The organism is Bradyrhizobium valentinum (assembly GCF_001440405.1).
Classification (GTDB): domain Bacteria; phylum Pseudomonadota; class Alphaproteobacteria; order Rhizobiales; family Xanthobacteraceae; genus Bradyrhizobium; species Bradyrhizobium valentinum.
Genome location: NZ_LLXX01000210.1, coordinates 332 through 19437, shown reverse-complemented (window position 1 = coordinate 19437; position 19106 = coordinate 332). Strand labels below are relative to the sequence as shown.

20 protein-coding genes are annotated in these 19106 nt (G+C 63.8%); 11 read left to right on the top strand and 9 right to left on the bottom strand.

The window, feature by feature from the left end:
* Nucleotides 1–113: 113 nt before the first annotated feature.
* The 3 genes from CP49_RS36770 to cobS form a co-directional block, all read right to left on the bottom strand.
* Nucleotides 114–1181 carry an esterase-like activity of phytase family protein gene (locus CP49_RS36770; RefSeq protein ID WP_057854995.1) on the bottom strand — a complete coding sequence of 356 codons (1068 nt, stop codon included), beginning with the start codon at nucleotides 1179–1181 and terminating at the stop codon, nucleotides 114–116.
* A 4-nt stretch (nucleotides 1182–1185) separates the two neighbouring features.
* A complete protein-coding gene (gene cobT / locus CP49_RS36765) occupies nucleotides 1186–3090 on the bottom strand; it encodes a cobaltochelatase subunit CobT (RefSeq protein ID WP_057855008.1) in 1905 nt (634 codons plus the stop codon).
* Between the two features lie 144 nt (nucleotides 3091–3234).
* Nucleotides 3235–4233: a cobaltochelatase subunit CobS gene (gene cobS / locus CP49_RS36760; protein ID WP_057854994.1), complete on the bottom strand. Its 999-nt coding sequence runs from the start codon at nucleotides 4231–4233 to the stop codon at nucleotides 3235–3237.
* Nucleotides 4234–4523: 290 nt separating this feature from the next.
* On the opposite strand from cobS, the gene CP49_RS36755 reads away from it, so the two are divergent.
* Complete coding sequence (locus tag CP49_RS36755; protein ID WP_057854993.1) at nucleotides 4524–5183, top strand: DedA family protein; 660 nt, start codon at nucleotides 4524–4526, stop codon at nucleotides 5181–5183.
* Here the strand turns inward: CP49_RS36755 and CP49_RS36750 are convergent.
* On the bottom strand, nucleotides 5141–6358 hold the full coding sequence (locus tag CP49_RS36750; RefSeq protein WP_057854992.1) for a citrate synthase family protein: 1218 nt from the start codon (nucleotides 6356–6358) through the stop codon (nucleotides 5141–5143). The two genes, CP49_RS36755 and CP49_RS36750, sit on opposite strands and share 43 nt — an antisense overlap.
* A gap of 73 nt (nucleotides 6359–6431) precedes the next feature.
* On the opposite strand from CP49_RS36750, the gene CP49_RS36745 reads away from it, so the two are divergent.
* Complete coding sequence (locus tag CP49_RS36745) at nucleotides 6432–7523, top strand: citrate synthase/methylcitrate synthase (RefSeq protein ID WP_057854991.1); 1092 nt, start codon at nucleotides 6432–6434, stop codon at nucleotides 7521–7523.
* 173 nt (nucleotides 7524–7696) lie between these two features.
* On the opposite strand, the gene CP49_RS36740 is transcribed toward CP49_RS36745, so the two are convergent.
* Entirely contained in the window at nucleotides 7697–8347 is a 651-nt protein-coding gene (locus CP49_RS36740) for a J domain-containing protein (RefSeq protein ID WP_057854990.1), read from the bottom strand.
* 109 nt (nucleotides 8348–8456) lie between these two features.
* Here CP49_RS36740 and CP49_RS36735 point away from each other — a divergent pair, with 109 nt between their 5' ends.
* The 3 genes from CP49_RS36735 (at nucleotide 8457) to CP49_RS36725 (ending at nucleotide 9873) form a co-directional block, all read left to right on the top strand.
* Nucleotides 8457–8735 (top strand): BolA family protein, encoded by a 279-nt coding sequence (locus CP49_RS36735; RefSeq protein WP_057854989.1) that lies wholly within the window; start codon nucleotides 8457–8459, stop codon nucleotides 8733–8735.
* A gap of 29 nt (nucleotides 8736–8764) precedes the next feature.
* On the top strand, nucleotides 8765–9280 hold the full coding sequence (locus tag CP49_RS36730; RefSeq protein ID WP_156438861.1) for a P-loop nucleotide/nucleoside kinase family protein: 516 nt from the start codon (nucleotides 8765–8767) through the stop codon (nucleotides 9278–9280).
* A gap of 149 nt (nucleotides 9281–9429) precedes the next feature.
* Entirely contained in the window at nucleotides 9430–9873 is a 444-nt protein-coding gene (locus tag CP49_RS36725; protein ID WP_057854988.1) for a hypothetical protein, read from the top strand.
* 24 nt (nucleotides 9874–9897) lie between these two features.
* On the opposite strand, the gene CP49_RS36720 is transcribed toward CP49_RS36725, so the two are convergent.
* The 3 genes from CP49_RS36720 to CP49_RS36710 form a co-directional block, all read right to left on the bottom strand.
* Nucleotides 9898–11244, bottom strand: a complete 1347-nt coding sequence (locus tag CP49_RS36720; RefSeq protein ID WP_057854987.1) for a hemolysin family protein — start codon at nucleotides 11242–11244, stop codon at nucleotides 9898–9900.
* Between the two features lie 70 nt (nucleotides 11245–11314).
* Nucleotides 11315–12457, bottom strand: coding sequence for a 3-dehydroquinate synthase (aroB, locus tag CP49_RS36715; protein WP_057854986.1), 1143 nt, complete (start codon nucleotides 12455–12457; stop codon nucleotides 11315–11317).
* Nucleotides 12454–13086 (bottom strand): shikimate kinase, encoded by a 633-nt coding sequence (locus tag CP49_RS36710; protein ID WP_057854985.1) that lies wholly within the window; start codon nucleotides 13084–13086, stop codon nucleotides 12454–12456. The genes aroB and CP49_RS36710 overlap by 4 nt, the downstream gene beginning before the upstream one ends.
* A gap of 143 nt (nucleotides 13087–13229) precedes the next feature.
* Between CP49_RS36710 and CP49_RS36705 the strand changes: the two genes are divergently transcribed.
* Nucleotides 13230–13376 carry a hypothetical protein gene (locus CP49_RS36705; protein ID WP_057854984.1) on the top strand — a complete coding sequence of 49 codons (147 nt, stop codon included), beginning with the start codon at nucleotides 13230–13232 and terminating at the stop codon, nucleotides 13374–13376.
* A gap of 20 nt (nucleotides 13377–13396) precedes the next feature.
* On the opposite strand, the gene CP49_RS36700 is transcribed toward CP49_RS36705, so the two are convergent.
* Nucleotides 13397–13993, bottom strand: coding sequence for a TetR/AcrR family transcriptional regulator (locus CP49_RS36700; protein WP_057855006.1), 597 nt, complete (start codon nucleotides 13991–13993; stop codon nucleotides 13397–13399).
* A 110-nt stretch (nucleotides 13994–14103) separates the two neighbouring features.
* On the opposite strand from CP49_RS36700, the gene CP49_RS36695 reads away from it, so the two are divergent.
* The 5 genes from CP49_RS36695 to CP49_RS36675 all read left to right on the top strand — a co-directional run.
* The gene (locus CP49_RS36695) at nucleotides 14104–15141 is read left to right on the top strand and encodes an NAD-dependent epimerase/dehydratase family protein (protein WP_057854983.1); all 1038 of its coding nucleotides are present in this window, start codon (nucleotides 14104–14106) and stop codon (nucleotides 15139–15141) included.
* A 69-nt stretch (nucleotides 15142–15210) separates the two neighbouring features.
* On the top strand, nucleotides 15211–15621 hold the full coding sequence (locus tag CP49_RS36690; RefSeq protein WP_057854982.1) for a nuclear transport factor 2 family protein: 411 nt from the start codon (nucleotides 15211–15213) through the stop codon (nucleotides 15619–15621).
* 70 nt (nucleotides 15622–15691) lie between these two features.
* Nucleotides 15692–16648, top strand: coding sequence for a site-specific tyrosine recombinase XerD (xerD, locus tag CP49_RS36685; protein WP_057854981.1), 957 nt, complete (start codon nucleotides 15692–15694; stop codon nucleotides 16646–16648).
* A 198-nt stretch (nucleotides 16649–16846) separates the two neighbouring features.
* Nucleotides 16847–17809, top strand: a complete 963-nt coding sequence (locus CP49_RS36680; RefSeq protein ID WP_057854980.1) for an acetyl-CoA carboxylase carboxyltransferase subunit alpha — start codon at nucleotides 16847–16849, stop codon at nucleotides 17807–17809.
* A gap of 283 nt (nucleotides 17810–18092) precedes the next feature.
* Nucleotides 18093–19106, top strand: a 1014-nt coding sequence (locus CP49_RS36675) for a L,D-transpeptidase family protein (protein ID WP_063791832.1), incomplete at its 3' end; no start/stop codon positions are given.

The following is a 19106-nucleotide window of genomic DNA, read 5'->3' as shown; positions in this document are numbered from 1 at the left end:
CCGGACCGGGAGGAAAGCGACCCTTAATGTCTAGCGAGCCGCTCGGCGCTCCTCAACCCGCTTCGGCTGCAACCCTGCCGGGCGATTCATCGCTGGCCGCGTCACCGGCACCGTCACTCCACCAGCGTGAATTGCAGCAGCAGATTGCGCTGGATCATCGAGAAATTGTCGTCGGAGATCAACGTCAGCACCGTGTCGCCCTCCGGCGTGACATGGGCGTCGATGCCTTCCATGTTGTCGATCTCGCTGCCGAGGTCGGCCTCGAAGATCGCGGGGCCATCGACCACGGCGCCCGGGCCGACGGATGCAAGTGCAATGCGCCGGATGCGGATGCCGACCCCGCCGAGCCAGGAGAATTTGCGTTCCAGCAGCAACAGCCCGCCGGACGGCAGCAGCACCGCGTCGCTGACGTCGAAATTATCGGTGCGGCGAATGCTGAACAGCCCCATCGTCTTGCCGATCAGGAAGGCTGTGATGTTGCCCTGCGCGTCGAGCCCGCGTTCGGAGATCGCAATCAGCGTTCCCGCCAGCGGCAAGCCCTTCGGCACCGCGACAAGCGCCTCGATTCCCTTGTTGTAGGGCAGCTTGCGCACGCCCAGCGGCAACTGAATCAACTCGCCATGCGCGCGCGTAAATCCCTTGGCGAAGTCGAAGCGCAGTATCTGATTGACGCGCTCGAGCCCGACATAGACCAGCGAGCCGTCGAGCGCGATCGCCTCGGTATCGTACCAGCCGCGCGAGGTGATCGGCTTGCCGTCGGGACCAAGCACCGGCGACGCCTCGACATCGTCGAGTCCGGTCATCTCACGGCCCTTGTAGACAATGCGGCCGGTGAACCAGCCTCCCTTGTCGCTGATCGCGATAAAGCGCTCGCCCCTGGCGTCGAGCCGCAGGCCCGACAATCCGCCGAAGCCGCGAAACCGCGAAGTCAGAATGAGTCCGCTGCGATATTCGAGCTCGCCAAAGCGCACATGCGATCGGTCGCGGGTGTCGAACGAGGGTAGCGGCCGGGCATTGACGTCGATCGAGACCGGCGAACTGACCGAGAATTCGTCGGGAACGCTCTGCTTCGGCGGCCGCTGCACGGCCGTTTGCGCCAGCGCCGCCACAGGCAGGGCTGCCGCCGAAAGCCCCGCCGCTGCATATTTCAGAAGGCGGCGGCGGCCTATGAGCGTGCGCATGCTCTCACGAATGCAGACGGCGCGGCCGGCGGTGGCCCGTGACGGGCGCGGCGCCCTGGGTCTCGCTGAACAGTTCGGCGAGCTTCTCGGTGATGGCGCCGCCGAGCTCTTCGGCGTCGACGATGGTGACCGCGCGGCGGTAGTAGCGCGTGACGTCGTGACCGATGCCGATCGCGATCAGTTCGACCGGCGAACGGGTCTCGATCTCCTCGATGATGTGGCGCAGATGCCGCTCGAGATAATTGCCGGGATTGACCGACAGCGTGGAATCGTCGACCGGCGCGCCGTCCGAAATCATCATCAGGATCTTGCGCTGTTCGGCCCGGCCGAGCAGCCGCTTGTGCGCCCAGTCCAGCGCCTCGCCGTCGATGTTCTCCTTCAGCAGACCCTCGCGCATCATCAAGCCCAAATTCTTGCGCGAACGCCGCCACGGCGCATCGGCGGATTTGTAGATGATGTGCCTGAGATCGTTGAGGCGGCCGGGATTAGCCGGCTTGCCGGCGGCAAGCCATGCCTCGCGGGATTGTCCGCCTTTCCAGGCGCGGGTGGTGAAGCCCAAAATCTCGACCTTGACGCCGCAGCGCTCGAGCGTACGCGCAAGAATATCGGCGCAGGTCGCCGCCACCGTGATCGGGCGGCCGCGCATCGATCCGGAATTGTCCAGGAGCAGCGTCACCACGGTGTCGCGGAAGGTCGCTTCCTTCTCGTGCATGAAGGACAGCGGATGATAGGGATCGGTGACCACGCGCGACAGTCGCGCCGGATCGAGGATGCCTTCCTCGAGGTCGAACTCCCAGGCGCGGTTCTGCTGCGCCATCAGGCGGCGCTGCAGCCGGTTGGCGAGCCGCGCGACGATGCCCTGCAGATGCGCAAGCTGCTTGTCGAGATAGGAGCGCAAGCGCTCCAGCTCGTCATGGTCGCAGAGATCTTCGGCGGCGATGACCTCGTCGAACTTCGGCGCGAACGCGTGATATTCCGGCCCGCGCGGCTCGTTGGCGCCACGCGTATTCGGCCGCGTCGCCTCGCCCGGCGTCTCGTCGTCGCCGAGCTCGCCATCGTCGAAGGTGTCTGACGTGGAGGCCTGCGCGCTCTCCATCGCGCTCTCCGACATTTCGTCGGTGGACGCCTGCGCCTGGTCGGCGCTCATTTCCTGCGCGGCGTCGGAATCGGGCGAACCCTCGGCGCCGGACTGGTCGCTCTCGCCGTCCTGATTCTCGTCGTCGTTTTCATCGTCATCGGCGTCTGCATCGCGGTCGTCGCCGAGATCGAGCGCCGACAGCAGGTCATGCACGAGATCACCGAATTTGGCCTGATCCTCGGTGACGCGGCTGAGCTTGTCGAGCCGGGTGCCGATCTTGTCTTCCAGCACCGGGCGCCAGAGATCGACCATCTTCCTGGCAGCCGTGGGCGGCGCCAGCCCCGTCAGCCGCTCGCGCACCAGCATCGCCAGCGCATCCGACAGCGGCGCATCGGCGCGATCAGTGATCTCGTCGTATTTGCCGCGATGAAAATGATCGTCGAGCATCGCGGTGAGGTTTTTCGCAACGCCCGACATCCGGCGCGAACCGATCGCCTCGACGCGCGCCTGCTCCACCGCCTCGAACACGCCGCGCGCCTGCGGATTTCCCGGCATCAGCTTGCGATGCACCTTGGGATCGTGACAGGCGAGTTTCAGCGCGATCGAATCGGCGTGGCCGCGCACGATCGCCGCGTCCCGCTTGGTCATCTTGCGGGCGGGCTCCGGCAGCCGCGCCTTGCCCGGCGCGAGACCGGGACGCTCGGCCGCGAACGTCACGTCCAGTTCCGGCGCTTTCGCGATCGCGCGCAGGCAGGAGGTCACCGCGCGCTTGAACGGCTCGGTCGGTGCTTCCTTAGATCCGGTCCGGAATTTGATGTTCGACGTCGTCATTGCCACCTCACCGCCGTCGTCCCTGCGAAAGCAGGGACCCATAACCACCGGCGATCATTGTCTTCCAAACTCTGGCTCCGTCGCGCTGCTGAAACGTCACGGCGTATGGGTCCCTGCGTTCGCAGGGACGACGACTACCGACGACTACGAAAGCGCCACGTTCACCGAACTCTCGGGCAATTCCGCATTGAAGCAGCGCTGATAGAATTCCGCCACCAGCGGCCGCTCCAGTTCGTCACACTTGTTGAGGAAGGTGACGCGGAAGGCAAAGCCGATGTCGCCGAAGATCTCGGAGTTCTCGGCCCAGGTGATCACGGTGCGCGGGCTCATCACCGTCGACAAATCGCCATTGGCGAACGCGTTGCGGGTGAGATCGGCAAGCCGCACCATCTTGTTGACGATGTCGCGGCCTTCCTGCGTGCGGTAATGATGCGCCTTGGCCAGCACGATTTCGACTTCTTCGTCATGCGCCAGATAGTTCAGCGTGGTGACGATCGACCAGCGGTCCATCTGGCCCTGGTTGATCTGCTGGGTGCCGTGATAGAGGCCAGACGTATCGCCGAGGCCGACCGTGTTGGCGGTCGAGAAAAGGCGGAACGACGGGTGCGGCTTGATCACCTTGTTCTGGTCGAGCAGCGTCAGGCGGCCGGAGACTTCCAGCACGCGCTGGATCACGAACATCACGTCAGGACGGCCGGCGTCGTATTCGTCGAACACCAGCGCGATATTGTGCTGCAGCGCCCAGGGCAGGATGCCGTCGCGGAATTCGGTGACCTGCTTGCCGTCCTTGATGACGATCGAGTCCTTGCCGACGAGGTCGATACGGCTGATGTGGCTGTCGAGATTGACGCGCACGCAGGGCCAGTTCAGCCTCGCTGCGACCTGCTCGATGTGGGTCGATTTGCCGGTGCCGTGATAGCCGGTGACCATGACGCGGCGGTTCTTGGCGAAACCGGCGAGGATCGCCAGCGTAGTGGCGCGGTCGAAGCGGTAGTCCGAATCGACTTCCGGCACATGCGGGTCAACCTCGGAATAGGCCGGCACTTCGAGATCGCTGTCGATACCGAAGACCTGGCGGACCGACACCTTCATATCGGGCAAACCGGCAGGCTCAGTAACTTTGGTCATGGCGGCGGTCGTCATCAATCCTCCGAGGTCCCGGGCGTTCCCGAAACCAGATCTGTTGAATGGCTGCGGATGGGGGCTAATGCAAACCTATCAGAGAGCAACGGCCGGCAGAAGCCCGCGGCACAATCAAAGTTCCGTTGCCTTATCATTGAGATAGGCTGTGTATCAGGTTTTTGGAGGGCTGCCCTGCGAATCACGCCGCACTTTTGCCGCCTTGGGCATCCGCCAGGCACAAAACCGGCACTTTCAGCCTCTGCCTGGGCTTGGTAGCTCTGAGTACAGCCCACCCGTCGGACAGCAATGTTGTGACTTCATTCCTTGATCCCGTGATTGCATTCGTTTCGGCCCATCCGTGGCTGGCCTATCTGACGCTATTTCTCGCGGCCCTGCTCGAGGCGATCCCGGTGGTGGGGGCGTTGGTGCCGGGTTCGACCATCATCCTTGCCCTGAGCGCGCTCGTGCCGGGCGGCGAACTGAAGCTGTGGGGCGTGCTGGCGGCAGCGATCGCCGGCGCCGTACTCGGCGACGGCTCGGCGTTCTGGGCCGGTCATCGCGCGCAACGCGAAATTCTGGCCGCCTGGCCGATGTCGAGATATCCAGGCGTGATGGCGCGGAGCGAGGCGCTCTTCCACCGCTGGGGAGCGCTGGCCGTCCTTTTTGCGCGCTTTGTGCCGCCGATCCGCGCCTTCGTGCCGGTCACGGCGGGTGCGCTCGGGATGCAGCCGATGCTTTTCTTCGGCGTCAATATTCCCGCGGTCCTTGGCTGGGCGCTGGCGCATGTGCTGCCGGGCGTGCTCGCGGTTTCGGCATTGCATGAATATGCCGGCCTGCCGCACCACCAGCACACCGGCAAACATCTGTGGATGCTGGCCGTGTTCGCGGCGTCGATCGCCGCACTCGGCGTCTGGGCGCTGCGGCGCCGTCAGGCCCGGGCCGGGCTCCGCCCTGGTGCAGGACCGACATAGCGGGCGCGGGGCCGGATCAGCCCGCCATGGCGCAACTGCTCGCAGGCATGCGCAATCCATCCCACCGTTCGCGCCATGGAAAACAGAACCAGTTCATGGCCGGGCGGCAGGCCGAGCGTATGCACCAGCACCGCAAGGGCATAGTCGATGTTGACGAACTCGCCGGTCGCCTCCGCGATACGGTCAGGGATTTCGTGGGTGAGTTTGCGGTCGGCGCCGGAGCGCGCCAGCGCTTCCAATAGCGCCCGCGCGCGGGGATCGCCATGCTTGTAGACGCCGTGGCCGAAGCCCGCGAAGCGTTCGCCGAGCGCGACGCGCTCGCGGATGACGGGGGCGACCTCGCCATTGGCAAGCGTCTTCAGAAGCTGCGCCGCCAGCACGCCGGCACCGCCGTGCTTCGGGCCTTTCAGCGCGACGAGGCCGGCGATCACAGCGTCATAGAGATTCAAGCCGGTCGAGGCCGCGCAGCGCACGGTGAAGGTCGAGGCATTCAATTCATGATCCGCCAGCAGCACCAGTGCGCGGCGGATCAAATCGGCGGCGTGCTTGTGCTCCGGCGCCCAAACCCGCGCGATCTGCAGATGAAGCTGACTTGCCGAGGATCTGGCGTTCAGCATGGTCGCGACCACCAGCCGCATGATGCGGCCGCCGAGCATCGCGCGCCCTTCGGGGGCCCGGGTGAATGCCCGCGGATCGGCGCTCGCCGCCAGCGCCAGCACAGCGATCGTCCGATCGATCGCGTTGGCCCCGCGTGTAGCCTCAGCCACGGCGCGCATTTCGTCCGACACAACCGGGCAATTATCCTGTTCGAAGGGATCGACGCCGGTGACATCCCATAGCAGCGTCGCGGCATGTTCGAGCGTGTCGCGCTCGGCGAGGTCGACGCAATTGACGCCGCGGTAGATCGGCCCGTCCTCGGTGATGGTCGCGACCGCCGAATCCATCACCGGCAGATCGGCATCGAAGCTGCGCAGCCCTCGCGGCTCCGGCGACGGCGCGCGCCGCTCCTTTAGCGTGCGGATGTCCTCGGCCCGGTAGCGGTGGCTGCGCGAATCCTGCGACGGCTCGGAGCGGATCAGGCCGCGGCTGACATAGGCGTACAGCGTTGCCTGCGAGATCGCGAGTTCGGCGGAGGCCTCGCGGGCCGAGAGATAAAGGCCGGCGGATTTTTTCATATTGATTTACATAATCAAGATTGATCAATCTGTCGAGAGGCCCGACCTTTGCTGGCGACAAAGGAGCGCCCTCATGAATATGCAGCTTTCGAAGACCCCGATCGGCCTGGACGGGATTCCCGCCGCCGAAACCGTGCTCAGCCATGTCGATGGCGAGCGCGGCGAACTGATCATCGCCGGCGAGCGGGTCGGCGACCTCGCCGGCAAGACCGGTTTTGAGGGCGTGACCGCCCGGCTGTGGAGTGGTGGAACCGGCCAGCCGGTTGGCGAAGCCGCCGTACGGGCCGCCCTCGGTGCGGGCCGCGAACGCGCCTTCGCCAGGCTGCCGGATCTGCTCGGCATCACGCGCGGGCTGTCGATCGTCGATGGTTTTCGCGCGGCGATCGCTGGGCTGCGCGCGGAAGCGGGTCTGGCGCACGAGGCCACGATCGTCGGCGCGTTTCCGGTCATCGCCGGTGCCCTGGTCCAGCGGGTGAAGGGCAACGACCCAGTCGCACCCGATCCAACCGCGAGCCACGCCGCCGACACGCTGTCAATGATGCTCGGCCGCAAGCCCAACGCGCGCGAGGTGGCAGCGCTGGACGCCTATTTCGTCACGGTATGCGACCACGGCATGAACGCGTCGACCTTCACGACGCGCGTCGTGGCCTCGACGCAGGCGGATTTATTCGCAGCCGTCACAGCCGGTTATTGCGCGCTGACAGGCCCGCTGCATGGCGGCGCCCCCGAGCCGGTGCTGGAAATGCTCGACGCGATCGGCTCAACCGAGCGCATCAAACCGTGGGTCGACAGCGCGCTGGCCCGCGGCGAGCGGCTGATGGGATTCGGCCACCGCATCTATCGCGTCCGCGATCCCCGCGCCGACGTGCTGAAGGGCGCGATCGAGCGGCTCGCCGGTGACGGCACCGACCTGCCGTTTGCGGGCGAGGTCGAGGCCTATATCCGCGACGCGCTGCGGCGGAAAAATCCGGACCGTCCGCTCGACACCAATGTGGAGTTCTTCACGGCGATCCTGCTCGACGCGCTGAAAATCCCGCGGCAGGCATTTACGCCGATCTTTGCTGTGGCCCGTGCAGCAGGCTGGACCGCGCATGCCCGCGAGCAGCAGCGTGCCGGCAGATTGATCCGGCCGAGTTCGGCGTATATCGGGGCGATGCCTGGGTGAGAGGGCAAAAGCGTTTGAAGGCAACAGCGGAGCCACTATCTCCGCTGTCGTCCCTGCGAAGGCAGGGACCCATAACCACAGGCGTATGTAGTTGCGCGAAAACCGTCGAACAGCGGAATTAAAGTGGAGAGGCCGCGGCGTATGGGTCCCTGCTTTCGCAGGGACGACGAAAACTAAGCGCCGCGGACGACCGTCTTCAAATAATTATACGCCTTGATGATCTCGATCAGGCGGTCCTCGGTGGAGCGGTCGCCACCATTGGCATCGGGATGATGCTGCTTGACCAGCGCCTTGTACTTGGCCTTGACGTCCTCGAGGGTGGCTTCCGCGGTGAGCCCCATGACCTGCAGCGCCTTGCGCTCGGCATTCATCACTTTCCGCGTTTCGACCTTGGCTTCGGCGCCCGGGCCGGGCCGCCAGCGGCCGCGGCCGTTGAGTTCGGAGAACATGCTGAACGGATCGGCAGCGCCGTCAAAGTCCTCGGCGCCGGGCTGCTTGCCCTTCTTGCCGGCGGTGTTGGCGCCCATCTTCCAGGTCGGGCGATGGCCGGTCAGCGCGTCCTTCTGGTAGCGCGCGACGGCATCGGCATTCATGCCCTGGAAGAAATTGTAGGACTGATTGTACTCGCGGACGTGGTTGAGACAGAAGTGCCAATACTCGCGGGAGTTCTCCCGGCCCTTGGGCGCGCGGTGCGGCCCCTTGTTCTGGCAGCCCGCCCATTCGCACATGGCGGCTTCTTCGCGCGCCTGCGCCTGCTGCTTCGCGCTCAGCTTGTTGGGCTTGATGCGAATGGAATCGAAGAATTTGGATGAATCAATTGCCATGGCTGACTTTGACTACGCAATGCCCGAGGCTTCAAGTCTTGACATTGCGAATACCTCCATTCGGATGCGCCATTGACGAAAAGCGGATACAGAATTATCTGCCGCCATCATGAGCACCAGGGACGCTATCATACACAAGTTGCGTGAAGCTTTCTTGCCGGAAAGCCTCGACGTTACGGACGAATCTCATCTGCATGAGGGCCATGCGGGCCACCGGCCGGGCGGCGAAACGCATTTCAGGGTTTATATTGTGTCTCCGGCCTTCGAAGGGAAGAGCCGGATTGAACGCCATCGCATGGTAAACACCATACTGGAGGCGGAACTCAACGGCTCCGTCCATGCGCTCGCCATCAAGGCGCAGGCGCCGGGAGAAGCCGCCGGCCGGTAATCTGGCAAACCTGCCGCAATGAGCGTCCGATGATGTCGCAAAAGCTCGTAATCTTGGCGGGGCTCCCAGGTTCTGGGAAAAGCACGCTGGCAGAAGGGCTTTCGCGCCATTTTTCACTGCCGCTGTTTTCCATCGATCCGATCGAGGCGGCGATGTGGCGCGGCGGCCTGCCCCGGGATCAAACGGGGATTGCCGCCTACGCCATCGCGCAAGCATTGGCCGAGGAGCACCTGCGGCTGGGGCATTCCGTGGTCATCGATGCGGTCAATCCGGTCGAGGCGCCGCGCGCTGCATGGCGAAACCTCGCCGCAAAATATCGCGCGAGCCTTCCGATCATCGAATGCGTTTGCATGGACGAGGCGACGCACCGCCGGCGTATCGAAGCGCGAATGCGCGCCATCGAGGGAATGACCGAGATCACGTGGGCCGAGGTCGAGAAACGGCGCACCGGCTATGAAGCCTGGACCGATGCAAGGCTGACGCTGGATACGTCGGCGCACCCGCCCGAACGGTTGCTCGCGGAAGCCATCGTCTACCTGACATGACGTGGTCGGCCAGCATTGTGTGAAGATCGGCGGAGCCGGTAGAACCGCTTTGGTCTTTGTGAGACAATCGCCGAAGCGATGGATCCGGTTCCGTTCGGACGCGGGTCGGGCTGACCCCCGACGCCATCGCAGGTCGATGGATCCGTCCGATGCGATATTGGGCACACTTCAAATGGGCCGCCGCCGTGGTCTTGCTGGTTGCGGTCTCCTCGATCAGGGCGCACGCGCTTGATATGCCGAGCCCCTTTGTCCAGGAAGTGCTGATCAAAAGCATTCTGGTGACGCTCAACGATGCGGTGGCGTCGGATAATTTCGCGGTCCTGCACGCCAAGATTTCAAAGCCGTTCCGTGATCAGTTTCCGCCCGAGAAGCTGCGGGCCGTCTTTAAGGACCTGGTCGAGAAGCACGCTGTGTTCGACGCGATCGTCGCCAGCCCGGTCATTCCCGAGGAGGAAGCCAAAATCGACGAGAAGGGCGTGCTGCGCCTCAAGGGCCGTTTCGACACCACTCCGAAAAAGGTGAAGTACCAGCTCGGGTTCATTCCCTCTGACGGCCAATGGAAGCTCAGCGGCGTCACCATCGATATTGAATAGCTGACGCCGTTATGGCGCCGACGCTCAAAACGCCGTCCCGGCCCGCTTCGGCTTCGGATCTTCGGCTTCGCGCGGCAGCGGCGTGATCTTCAGCGCGGTGATGCGGTTACGCTCACGCCGCAGCACGCGGAAGCGGCAACCGTGGAAGGTAAAACTCTGTCCGCGCTCGGGAATCGAACGCGCCTCGTGAATCACAAGCCCGGCAACAGTGGTTGCCTCCTCGTCGGGCAGGTGCCAGTTCATCGCACGGTTGAGATCGCGGATCGGCACCGAGCCGTCGACCACCACGGAACCGTCGGCCTGAATGCGGACGCCGGCCACCACCACGTCATGCTCGTCGGAAATATCGCCGACGATTTCCTCCAGCACGTCTTCCAGCGTTACCATGCCTTCGACCTCGCCATATTCGTCGACGACGAGCGCGAAGTGGGTCTTGCGGCGGCGAAACGCCTTCAACTGTTCGGACAAGGGCCGCATCTCCGGCACGAACCAGGGCGGCAGCATGATCGCCGAAACGTCGATGTGCGAGGTGTCGCCTTCGGACGCGCGGATCGCACGCAGCAAATCCTTGGCGTGCAGCACGCCGATGATGTTTTCCGGCTTGTCGCGCCACAAGGGGATGCGGGTGTATTCGGTCGCCAGCACCTCGCTCACCAGTTCGTCTGGCGGCAGATCGGCATTGATCATCACCATCGCGGTGCGATGAACCATGACGTCGGACACGGCCAGGTCGCCAAAGCGGAAGACATTTTGAATGTATTCGGCCTCGCCGCTTTCGATCCCGCCGTGCTCAGCCGATTCTTCCACCAGCCCCTCGATCTCGGAGTCGGTAAGGATTTCGTGCTGCGAGGATTCCTGCACGCCGAGCAGGCGCAAAATTCCGCGTGACGCGCTGTTGAGGAGCCAGTTCAGCGGCCAGAATACCAGATAGGAAAAATAGAGCGGATAGGCGATCCATTGCGAGACCGGCATCGGCTCCCTGATCGCGAGCGTCTTCGGTACTTGCTCGCCGATCACGATGTGCAGCGAGGAGAATACCAGGAATCCAGCCAGAAACGACACGAAGTGTAGCGTACCTTCCGACATCCCAAGTGGAAGCAGCAACGGTTCGAGCAGCGCCGAAACGGTGGGTTCGCCGACCCAGCCGAGGCCGAGCGAGGCCATGGTGATGCCGAGCTGACAACACGCCAGATAGGCCTCGATGTTACCCATCATGCTGTGCAGCAGGCGCGCGCCGAACCGGTCCTGTTCGACCATCGCCCTGATGCGAAACCCGCGGCTCTTCACCAGCGCAAACTCGGCCGCCACGTAGAACGCGTTGGCGGCGAGCAGAAGGAACGCAAGCAGCAGATTGAATGCAGTCGAACTCATGATTGCCTCGCGGCGACGGCCACGGGCCTGCGCGACGTGTCGCCCACAATGCGCGCGGACAATCTCGTCCTCATCCCGCCAGCTTCTGTTGCAGGAAGCCGCGAACCAAAGCGGGCTCGACGTCGTTTGCGACCACCGCGCGGCCGATCGCCTGCAGCAGGATGAAGGTCAGCTTGCCGCGCTTGACCTTCTTGTCCTGCGCCATCAGCGCCATCAGGGCGTCGGCATCCGCGAGCCCCTCCTGCGCAAAGCCTGCGATATCCTGCAAATGGGTCGGCAGGCCGACGGAAGCAAGGTGGCGTTCGACGCGGGCGGCGTCGGCCCCGGAGATCATACCGAGTTGCGCGGAAAATTCCGCCGCCAGCACCATGCCGACGGCAACGCCTTCGCCATGGAACAGGCGATCGGAGAAGCCGGTTGCGGCCTCCAGCGCATGGCCGAAGGTATGACCGAGATTGAGCAGAGCGCGCTCGCCGGTTTCGCGCTCGTCGCGCGACACGATCGCAGCCTTGGCGCGGCAGGAGGTCGCGATCGCGTGCTCACGCGCCGCGCCGCCGGAGAAGATGTCGGCGTGGTTGGCTTCGAGCCAGGTGAAAAAGGCGTCGTCGCCGAGCACGCCATATTTTGCGACTTCGGCATAGCCGGCGCGGAACTGGCGCGGCGACAGCGTATCCAATACCGATGTATCGGCAACGACCAGCACCGGCTGGTGAAACGCGCCGAGCAGGTTCTTGCCCTGCGGCGAGTTGATGCCGGTCTTGCCGCCAACCGAGGAATCCACCTGGGCCAAAAGCGAGGTCGGTACCTGCACGAAATCGACGCCGCGGCGCAGGATCGCCGCCGCGAAACCGGCGAGATCGCCGACCACGCCTCCGCCGAGCGCGATCACCAGATCGTTGCGCTCGATCTTCGCCGCGATCAGCGCTTCGGAGACTTTTTCGAGACCGGCATAGGTTTTCGACACTTCGCCTTCCTCGACGATGATTCGCGAGGTCGGAATCCCGGCTTCGGCAAGCGATGCCTCGGTTTGCTCCAGCCAGTTTCGAGCGACAGTACGGTCGGTAATGATGGCCGTGCGCACGCCCGGCCTCAAGGAAGCAACGCGCGCGCCGAACGAGGCCAGCACGCCGCGGCCGATGACGATGTCATAGGCGCGCTCGCCGAGCGCGACCTCGACGGTGATGGCGGCGGAATGTTTCAGTGGCGCAGTCATGGCGTAACGCTGATCCCGTCGGTTGTCGGCTGGGCAGAAGGAGCGCCGGCGCACAGCCGGGCGCGCAGGGCATCGATACATTCGTCGACGATACGGTCGTGCGGCACGTCGCGCGAGGCGATCGTCAGGTCGGCGGTCCGATAGACCGGCTCGCGTGCTTCGAGCAGGCGGCTGACGGTCGCAACCGGATCCTCGGTCTGCAACAGCGGCCGGTCGGCGCGGCGCTTGACCCGCTTCATGATGATGTCGACATCTGCCTTGAGCCAGATCGAGACCGCCTTGTCGCGGATGCGGTTGCGGGTCTCCTCGCGCATGAAGGCGCCACCGCCGGTGGCAAGCACGGCCGGGCCGCTGTCGAGCAGTCGCGCGATCACCCGCGCCTCGCCGTCCCGGAAATGCGGTTCGCCATGGATTTCGAAAATGTCCGGGATCGACATCCCGGCCGCCGCCTCGATCTCGATATCGGCGTCGAGAAACGGCAGGCGCAGCCGGGCCGCCAGCCGCCGGCCGATGGTGGACTTGCCGGCGCCCATCATGCCGACCAGCACGACCGAACGCCTTCCCAGCGCCAACGTGATGTCGGCATCCTGGGTGGGGTTCGTTTGCGCCGCTGCGGCGGTCTCGGACATCAAAAACTCTGCTCTTTTGCGGGATTTGCTCCGCGCTGCGACACCTATACTACCCCCATTGACGCCCCCGCCAGAGACTCTTGCCAGGGGAACAGGAACATGATGGATGATTTCATTGGTTAATTCGCCGCCCTGAGCCCCCTATGCCCAGTTTGTTCCGCTTTCTGACGGTCGTCGGCATCATCGCCGGGGTGTTCTATGGCGCCATTTTCGCGCTGGCGAATTTCGTCAACCCAAAGCCCCGGGAAATGACGGTCACCATCCCCGCAGACAAGTTCCTCAAGAGGTGAGCCCTGGAGCGACCGCTCGGTCAGCTTCTCGGCACATTCTGACTTAGCGCTGCACGCAGCAGGCGCATGAAAAGTCGCGTGCCTTCGTCCAGGCTCTGCCCTGCGTTCGTCGCGTCTTTAATGCCCTCTATTGCCGCGACGATCATGCCGGCCACGTCGGCAGGCTTGGCCTCGACGACCTGCAAGGATATGGCGCCGTATGCTTCTGCGTCGCACAGAACTTGAGCGAGCAGAGCCACCAGCCTGGCCCGCGCCCCAAGGGTAATGTCCCTGGCCAACGTCATGTTGACGTCGAACAGCTCGGCCGCGTCGGCGCTGCCTGCGAATGGCGCAACCAGTTCTCGCTGGAAAGCTGCCAGCGCCGACTCGATCCGGCTGAAAACGTCGCCGTCGGCCGCGAGCGCAGCCTCGACGTTCTGCATGGTACGGGCATGCGCACGCGCAGACCCTGCCCGGAACAGCTCCTCCTTGCTACTGAAGCTTAGATAAAGCGCCGCGCGCGACATGCGTGCCGCACGCGCGATGTCGGCCATGGACGTCTTGCGAAAACCGTGGCGCACGAAAACCGGTAGGGCCGCGTCAAGAATCGCGTCGGATTTCTGGTCGTTCTGATCCATCTGGGCAATCTGACACTTTTCGTCCAAGTCGTCAAAAACAAATAGACAATATTTGTCTGAGTGTCTAATGAGGGCACGGTCCAGCACTTCGCAGACCCGAGGAGTTGATAATGCCTTCCAAATTGAACGACCCCGCGCCCGCCATTGTTCTCGTCACGGGTATCAGCGGATTCCTCGGCGGACATATCGCCAAGCAATTGCTGGCAGCCGGCTATCACGTTCGAGGCAGTGTGCGCAGCATTGGCGTTTGCGACAGGATCAGGCGCCAGCTTTGTCCCGATACGGCGACCGAAGCAGTTAGCTTTGTACAGGCGGATCTTTGCTCCGATGCCGGATGGGATGTCGCGCTTAGGGGATGCCGCTTCGTAATTCACACGGCCTCGCCTTTTCCGGCGACCCTGCCAAAGGACGCGAACCTAATGATCCGAACCGCGCGGGACGGCACGCTTCGTGTGCTGCGCGCGGCCCACGAAGCCGGCGTAGCGCGGGTGGTGCTAACATCGTCGATCGCAGCCACCAATCATGGCAACGGGCAGGCTCCCTTCACCGAGAACGACTGGACCGATCCGGCCAGCGCCCGGGCGACGCCCTACTACCGGTCGAAAACGCTGGCCGAGCAGGCGGCTTGGACCCTCGCGAAGGAAACCGGACTTGATCTGGCTGTCATCAATCCTGCCACCATCTTTGGGCCGCTGCTCGGCCCGGAACACGGCACGTCGGTTGGGCTGATCAGGCAAATGATGAGTGGCCAGCTCCGGCGTGTTCCGCGCTTCGGCTTTTCGGTTGTCGATGTGCGAGACGCGGCCGACGCCCATGTCCGGGCAATGACCCACCCGGACGCGTCCGGCCAGCGCTTCATCGTCGGCGGGCGGTTTTTCTGGTTGAGAGAATTGGCCGCGGTGCTGGCAAGGTCGTTTCCAGCGCATGCTGCGCATTTGCCATCAGGTGAAGTGCCCGACTGGATGGTGAGGGCGATGGCTCCCTTCAGCGCGCGTTCGCGCATGATCGTTCACGAGCTCAGCCGCGACCTCAGCGTAAGCGCCGCCAAGGCGCAGCGGATACTGAACTGGAAAGCGCGGCCCGACGAGGATTGCATCCGCGCCACTGCGCAGAGCCTGATCGGCCACGGTCTAATCGCAGCAGCATAGATCGGCCGCTGCCGCCCGATCCGACCACAACAGCCCTTTCACGAATCACGCGATCAAGGAGAACGTGTAATGTCCACGTATACGGCCGATCAGGACCCATCGCCCGAAGCCGAATTCATCCGCGACACCGAGCGCGCCCGACTTCGCGCGCTGGTCGAAGGCGACATAGAGACGGCCGGGCGGCTTCATGCAGCCGAGTTCCAGTTGATTACGCCGATCGGAATGGCCTTGTCCAAGAAGGATTATCTGGGAGCGATTGCGAGCGGGCAGATCAAATATCTCGCCTGGGAGCCTGGACCCATCGCCGTGCGACATCATCAGAGCCACGCGGTGATCCGATATCGCGCCAGGCTCGAAGTGGTGTTCGGCGGCCACAGGGTTGCGCCAGGTGATTACTGGCACACCGACACCTACGAACATCGCGATGGGCAATGGATGGTGGTCTGGTCGCAGGCCACCGCGATCAGCCCGATGCCCTAGCTTCCCTGCAATCTCTGAGCGCGGGTTTGAAAAGTCTCCGTCCCGCCCCGATCATGCGCTATCAAAGCGAATGCGCACCACCCCTTCAGACACGAAACTGACCAACCTGTTCCTCGACATGCTCGCGGCGGAACAGGGAGCGGGCGACAACACGCTCGACGCCTATCGCCGCGACCTCACGGATTTTTCCGAATTTCTCGGCCGCAAGCGGCAAAATTTTGCCGGCGCGGGAACCGATGTGCTGCAGGATTATCTTGCCGACCTCGACACCCGCGGCTTCAAATCCTCCAGCGTGGCGCGCCGGCTGTCGGCGATGCGGCACTTATTCCGTTTCCTCCTGAACGAACGGATCCGCGGCGACGATCCGGCGGCGATCCTGTCCGGCCCGAAACGCGGCCGCGGGCTGCCGAAGGTGCTGTCGATCGCGGATGTCGACCGCATGTTGACCCGGGCCAAGGAATTGACCGAGGCCGAGAACGCTTCGCCGCAGCAACGTTTGCGCGCGATGCGGCTGTATTGCCTTCTGGAAGTGCTCTACGCCACGGGCTTACGCGTCTCGGAGCTGGTGGCGCTGCCGCTGTCGGCCGCGCGCCGCGACGCCCGAATGATCGTGGTGCGCGGCAAGGGCAACAAGGAACGGCTGGTGCCGCTCAACGAAGCGTCGCGGCAGGCGATGGCAGGTTATCTCGCCGCGATGGAAGCGCTCAGGCCCGAGAAGAAGAATAGCGCCGCCCCTTCGAAATGGCTGTTTCCTTCCTTCGGCGAGAGCGGCCATCTGACGCGGCAGCATTTTGCGCGCGACCTGAAGGAACTGGCGGCGGCATCGGGCCTGGCGCCGCGGCTGGTCTCGCCGCACGTGCTGCGCCACGCCTTTGCCAGCCACTTGCTGCATAACGGCGCGGACCTGCGCATTGTGCAGACGCTGCTCGGCCATACCGATATCTCCACCACGCAGATCTACACCCATGTGGTCGAGGAACGGCTGAAAAGCCTGGTGCGCGACCTGCATCCGCTGGCGGAGAAGTAAACTTCGTCGCACGCCCGCCTTGACTTCCGGGCCGTCTCCCCCGAAAGAGCCGTTTCCCGCCGCGGCTTGTTTGGCGCGCTTTCGGCAAACCGGGTCATCCGGACCGATATGTGCGCTAAATCATTGAAGATGCGTGCTTTCCCGGAGCGAACCGAAAACCGCTTCGCCTCATAGCGCGTTGTTACCTATATTGTCTTGATGCCGGATCAGATGCGCAGCTATCTCGACTTCGAAAAACCAGTCGCCGAACTAGAGGCCAAGGTCGATGAATTGCGCGCGCTGGCGGCGTCCGGCAGCGACATCGGCGATGAGATTTCGCGCATAGAGGACAAGGCGCAGCAGGCGCTGGCCGACCTCTACGCCAATTTGACGCCGTGGCAGAAGACGCTGGTGGCGCGCCATCCGCAGCGCCCGCACTTCACCGATTTCGTCAACACGCTGATCACGGAATTCACGCCGATGGCGGGCGACCGCAAGTTCGGCGAGGACGAGGCGCTGATGGGCGGCTTCGGCCGCTTCCGCGGCGAGAGCATCTGCGTGGTCGGCCAGGAAAAGGGCGCCTCTACCGAGGGCCGCATCAAGCATAATTTCGGCATGGCCCGCCCCGAAGGCTATCGCAAGGCCGTCCGCCTGATGGAGATGGCCGACCGCTTCGGCATTCCCGTGCTGTCGATCGTCGATTCCGCCGGCGCCTATCCCGGCATCGGCGCCGAGGAACGCGGCCAGGCGGAAGCGATCGCGCGCTCCACTGATGCCTGCCTGTCACTCGGCGTTCCCAACGTGGCGATCATCACCGGCGAAGGCATGTCAGGCGGCGCCATCGCCATCACCACTGCGAACAAGGTGCTGATGTTCGAACACGCGATCTACAGCGTGATCTCGCCGGAAGCGGCCTCCTCGATCCTTTGGCGCGACGGCACCAAGGCGCAGGAAGCCGCGACCAGCATGAAAATCACGGCGCAGGACATGCTGCGATTTGGCGTGATCGACCAGATCCTGAACGAGCCCGCCGGCGGCGCCCACCGCGATCCGGCCGCCATGATTTCGGCCACGGGCGATGCCATCGCCGAGGCCTTCAACGACCTCCGCAATCTGGACTCGGATAGCATCCGCCGGCAGCGACGGCAGAAATTCCTCGATATCGGCCGCAAGCTCGGCTGATAAGCCGATGCCTCCCCTTGCGGCGAGGTCACCGGCTCGGCATCCCAATCGTTAACGCCGCCTTAATGGTGCTTTATTTCGCCGAATCACCTGATTCGGCCCTAATTAGGCCCAGACCCCGGTCTTTAAACTCTGTTGACCATGCCTGCCGTGGAAGCGGCTGGCTCATCGCGTTCGGGTTGCGGCGCGGAAGGTCAAAGGATACTATTTTATGCAATGGCTTCAGGGCATGTTCGCTGTGATTTGGGGTGCGAAAATGCCCGGTGGGTGTGGAGCTTAGCCTTTGATTAACCGCTCGCTGGTTCGCGCGCTTCTCACGTCGGCTGTCCTCGCGGGCACAGGCCTACTAATGGCCGGCTGCAACACCGACGACATCTCACTTGCCAACAACGCCAAGGCCAATCAGCCGGTTCCGCCAAAACTGATCGCCGACATGGCGGCGAAGGACATGGACCTGCAGTCGCCGATCCTGGTCCGGCTGTTCAAGCAGGAAGCCGAACTCGAAATCTGGAAGCAGGATCGCTCCGGCCGCTTCGCGCTGCTAAAGACTTATCCGATCTGCCGCTGGTCGGGCGATCTCGGCCCCAAGGTCCGCGAGGGCGACCGCCAGGCGCCGGAAGGCTTCTATTCGATTTCGCCGGCGCAGATGAACCCGCAGTCGGCCTATTATCTCTCTTTCAACACCGGCTATCCCAACGCCTTCGACAAGGCGCTCGGCCGTACCGGCTCGCAGTTGATGGTGCATGGCGACTGCTCCTCGCGCGGCTGCTACGCGATGACCGACGAGCAGATGGCGGAAATCTATTCGCTGGGCCGCGAATCCTTCTTCGGCGGCCAGAAGTCGTTTCAGTTGCAGGCCTATCCGTTCAAGATGACGCCGGCCAACATGGCCAAGCACCGCAACAACCCGAACATGCCGTTCTGGAAGATGATCAAGGAAGGCAATGATCATTTCGAGGTGACGCGGCAGGAGCCGAAGGTCGATTTCTGCGAAAAGAAATACGTGTTCGATGCCGCCAAGCCGCCGAACGCGACGCGTGAGCTGGTGTTCGATGCCTCTGCCAAGTGCCCAGCCTACGTGATTCCACAAGAAGTCGCCGACGCCGTGCGCGAAAAACAGGCCACCGACCTCGCCGAGACCGCACGGCTGATTGCCAAGGGAACGCCGGTGGCGCGGACCAACACCGGCATCGACGGCGGCATGCACAGGGTGTTCGCGGCGCGCGTACCCGAGGGCAATACCGGCCTTTCGGAGCCCGGCGACGGCTCCTTGTCGCTGATGGCGCGGGCTCCCGGC

Coding starts and splice junctions, on each gene's coding strand:
- CP49_RS36770 (WP_057854995.1), bottom strand. CDS start 1,181: ATGCGCACGCTCATAGGCCGCCGCCGCCTTCTGAAATATGCAGCGGCG.
- cobT (WP_057855008.1), bottom strand. CDS start 3,090: ATGACGACGTCGAACATCAAATTCCGGACCGGATCTAAGGAAGCACCG.
- cobS (WP_057854994.1), bottom strand. CDS start 4,233: ATGACGACCGCCGCCATGACCAAAGTTACTGAGCCTGCCGGTTTGCCC.
- CP49_RS36750 (WP_057854992.1), bottom strand. CDS start 6,358: ATGAAAAAATCCGCCGGCCTTTATCTCTCGGCCCGCGAGGCCTCCGCC.
- CP49_RS36745 (WP_057854991.1), top strand. CDS start 6,432: ATGAATATGCAGCTTTCGAAGACCCCGATCGGCCTGGACGGGATTCCC.
- CP49_RS36740 (WP_057854990.1), bottom strand. CDS start 8,347: ATGGCAATTGATTCATCCAAATTCTTCGATTCCATTCGCATCAAGCCC.
- CP49_RS36735 (WP_057854989.1), top strand. CDS start 8,457: ATGAGCACCAGGGACGCTATCATACACAAGTTGCGTGAAGCTTTCTTG.
- CP49_RS36730 (WP_156438861.1), top strand. CDS start 8,765: ATGATGTCGCAAAAGCTCGTAATCTTGGCGGGGCTCCCAGGTTCTGGG.
- CP49_RS36725 (WP_057854988.1), top strand. CDS start 9,430: ATGCGATATTGGGCACACTTCAAATGGGCCGCCGCCGTGGTCTTGCTG.
- CP49_RS36720 (WP_057854987.1), bottom strand. CDS start 11,244: ATGAGTTCGACTGCATTCAATCTGCTGCTTGCGTTCCTTCTGCTCGCC.
- aroB (WP_057854986.1), bottom strand. CDS start 12,457: ATGACTGCGCCACTGAAACATTCCGCCGCCATCACCGTCGAGGTCGCG.
- CP49_RS36710 (WP_057854985.1), bottom strand. CDS start 13,086: ATGTCCGAGACCGCCGCAGCGGCGCAAACGAACCCCACCCAGGATGCC.
- CP49_RS36705 (WP_057854984.1), top strand. CDS start 13,230: ATGCCCAGTTTGTTCCGCTTTCTGACGGTCGTCGGCATCATCGCCGGG.
- CP49_RS36700 (WP_057855006.1), bottom strand. CDS start 13,993: ATGGATCAGAACGACCAGAAATCCGACGCGATTCTTGACGCGGCCCTA.
- CP49_RS36695 (WP_057854983.1), top strand. CDS start 14,104: ATGCCTTCCAAATTGAACGACCCCGCGCCCGCCATTGTTCTCGTCACG.
- CP49_RS36690 (WP_057854982.1), top strand. CDS start 15,211: ATGTCCACGTATACGGCCGATCAGGACCCATCGCCCGAAGCCGAATTC.
- xerD (WP_057854981.1), top strand. CDS start 15,692: ATGCGCACCACCCCTTCAGACACGAAACTGACCAACCTGTTCCTCGAC.
- CP49_RS36680 (WP_057854980.1), top strand. CDS start 16,847: ATGCCGGATCAGATGCGCAGCTATCTCGACTTCGAAAAACCAGTCGCC.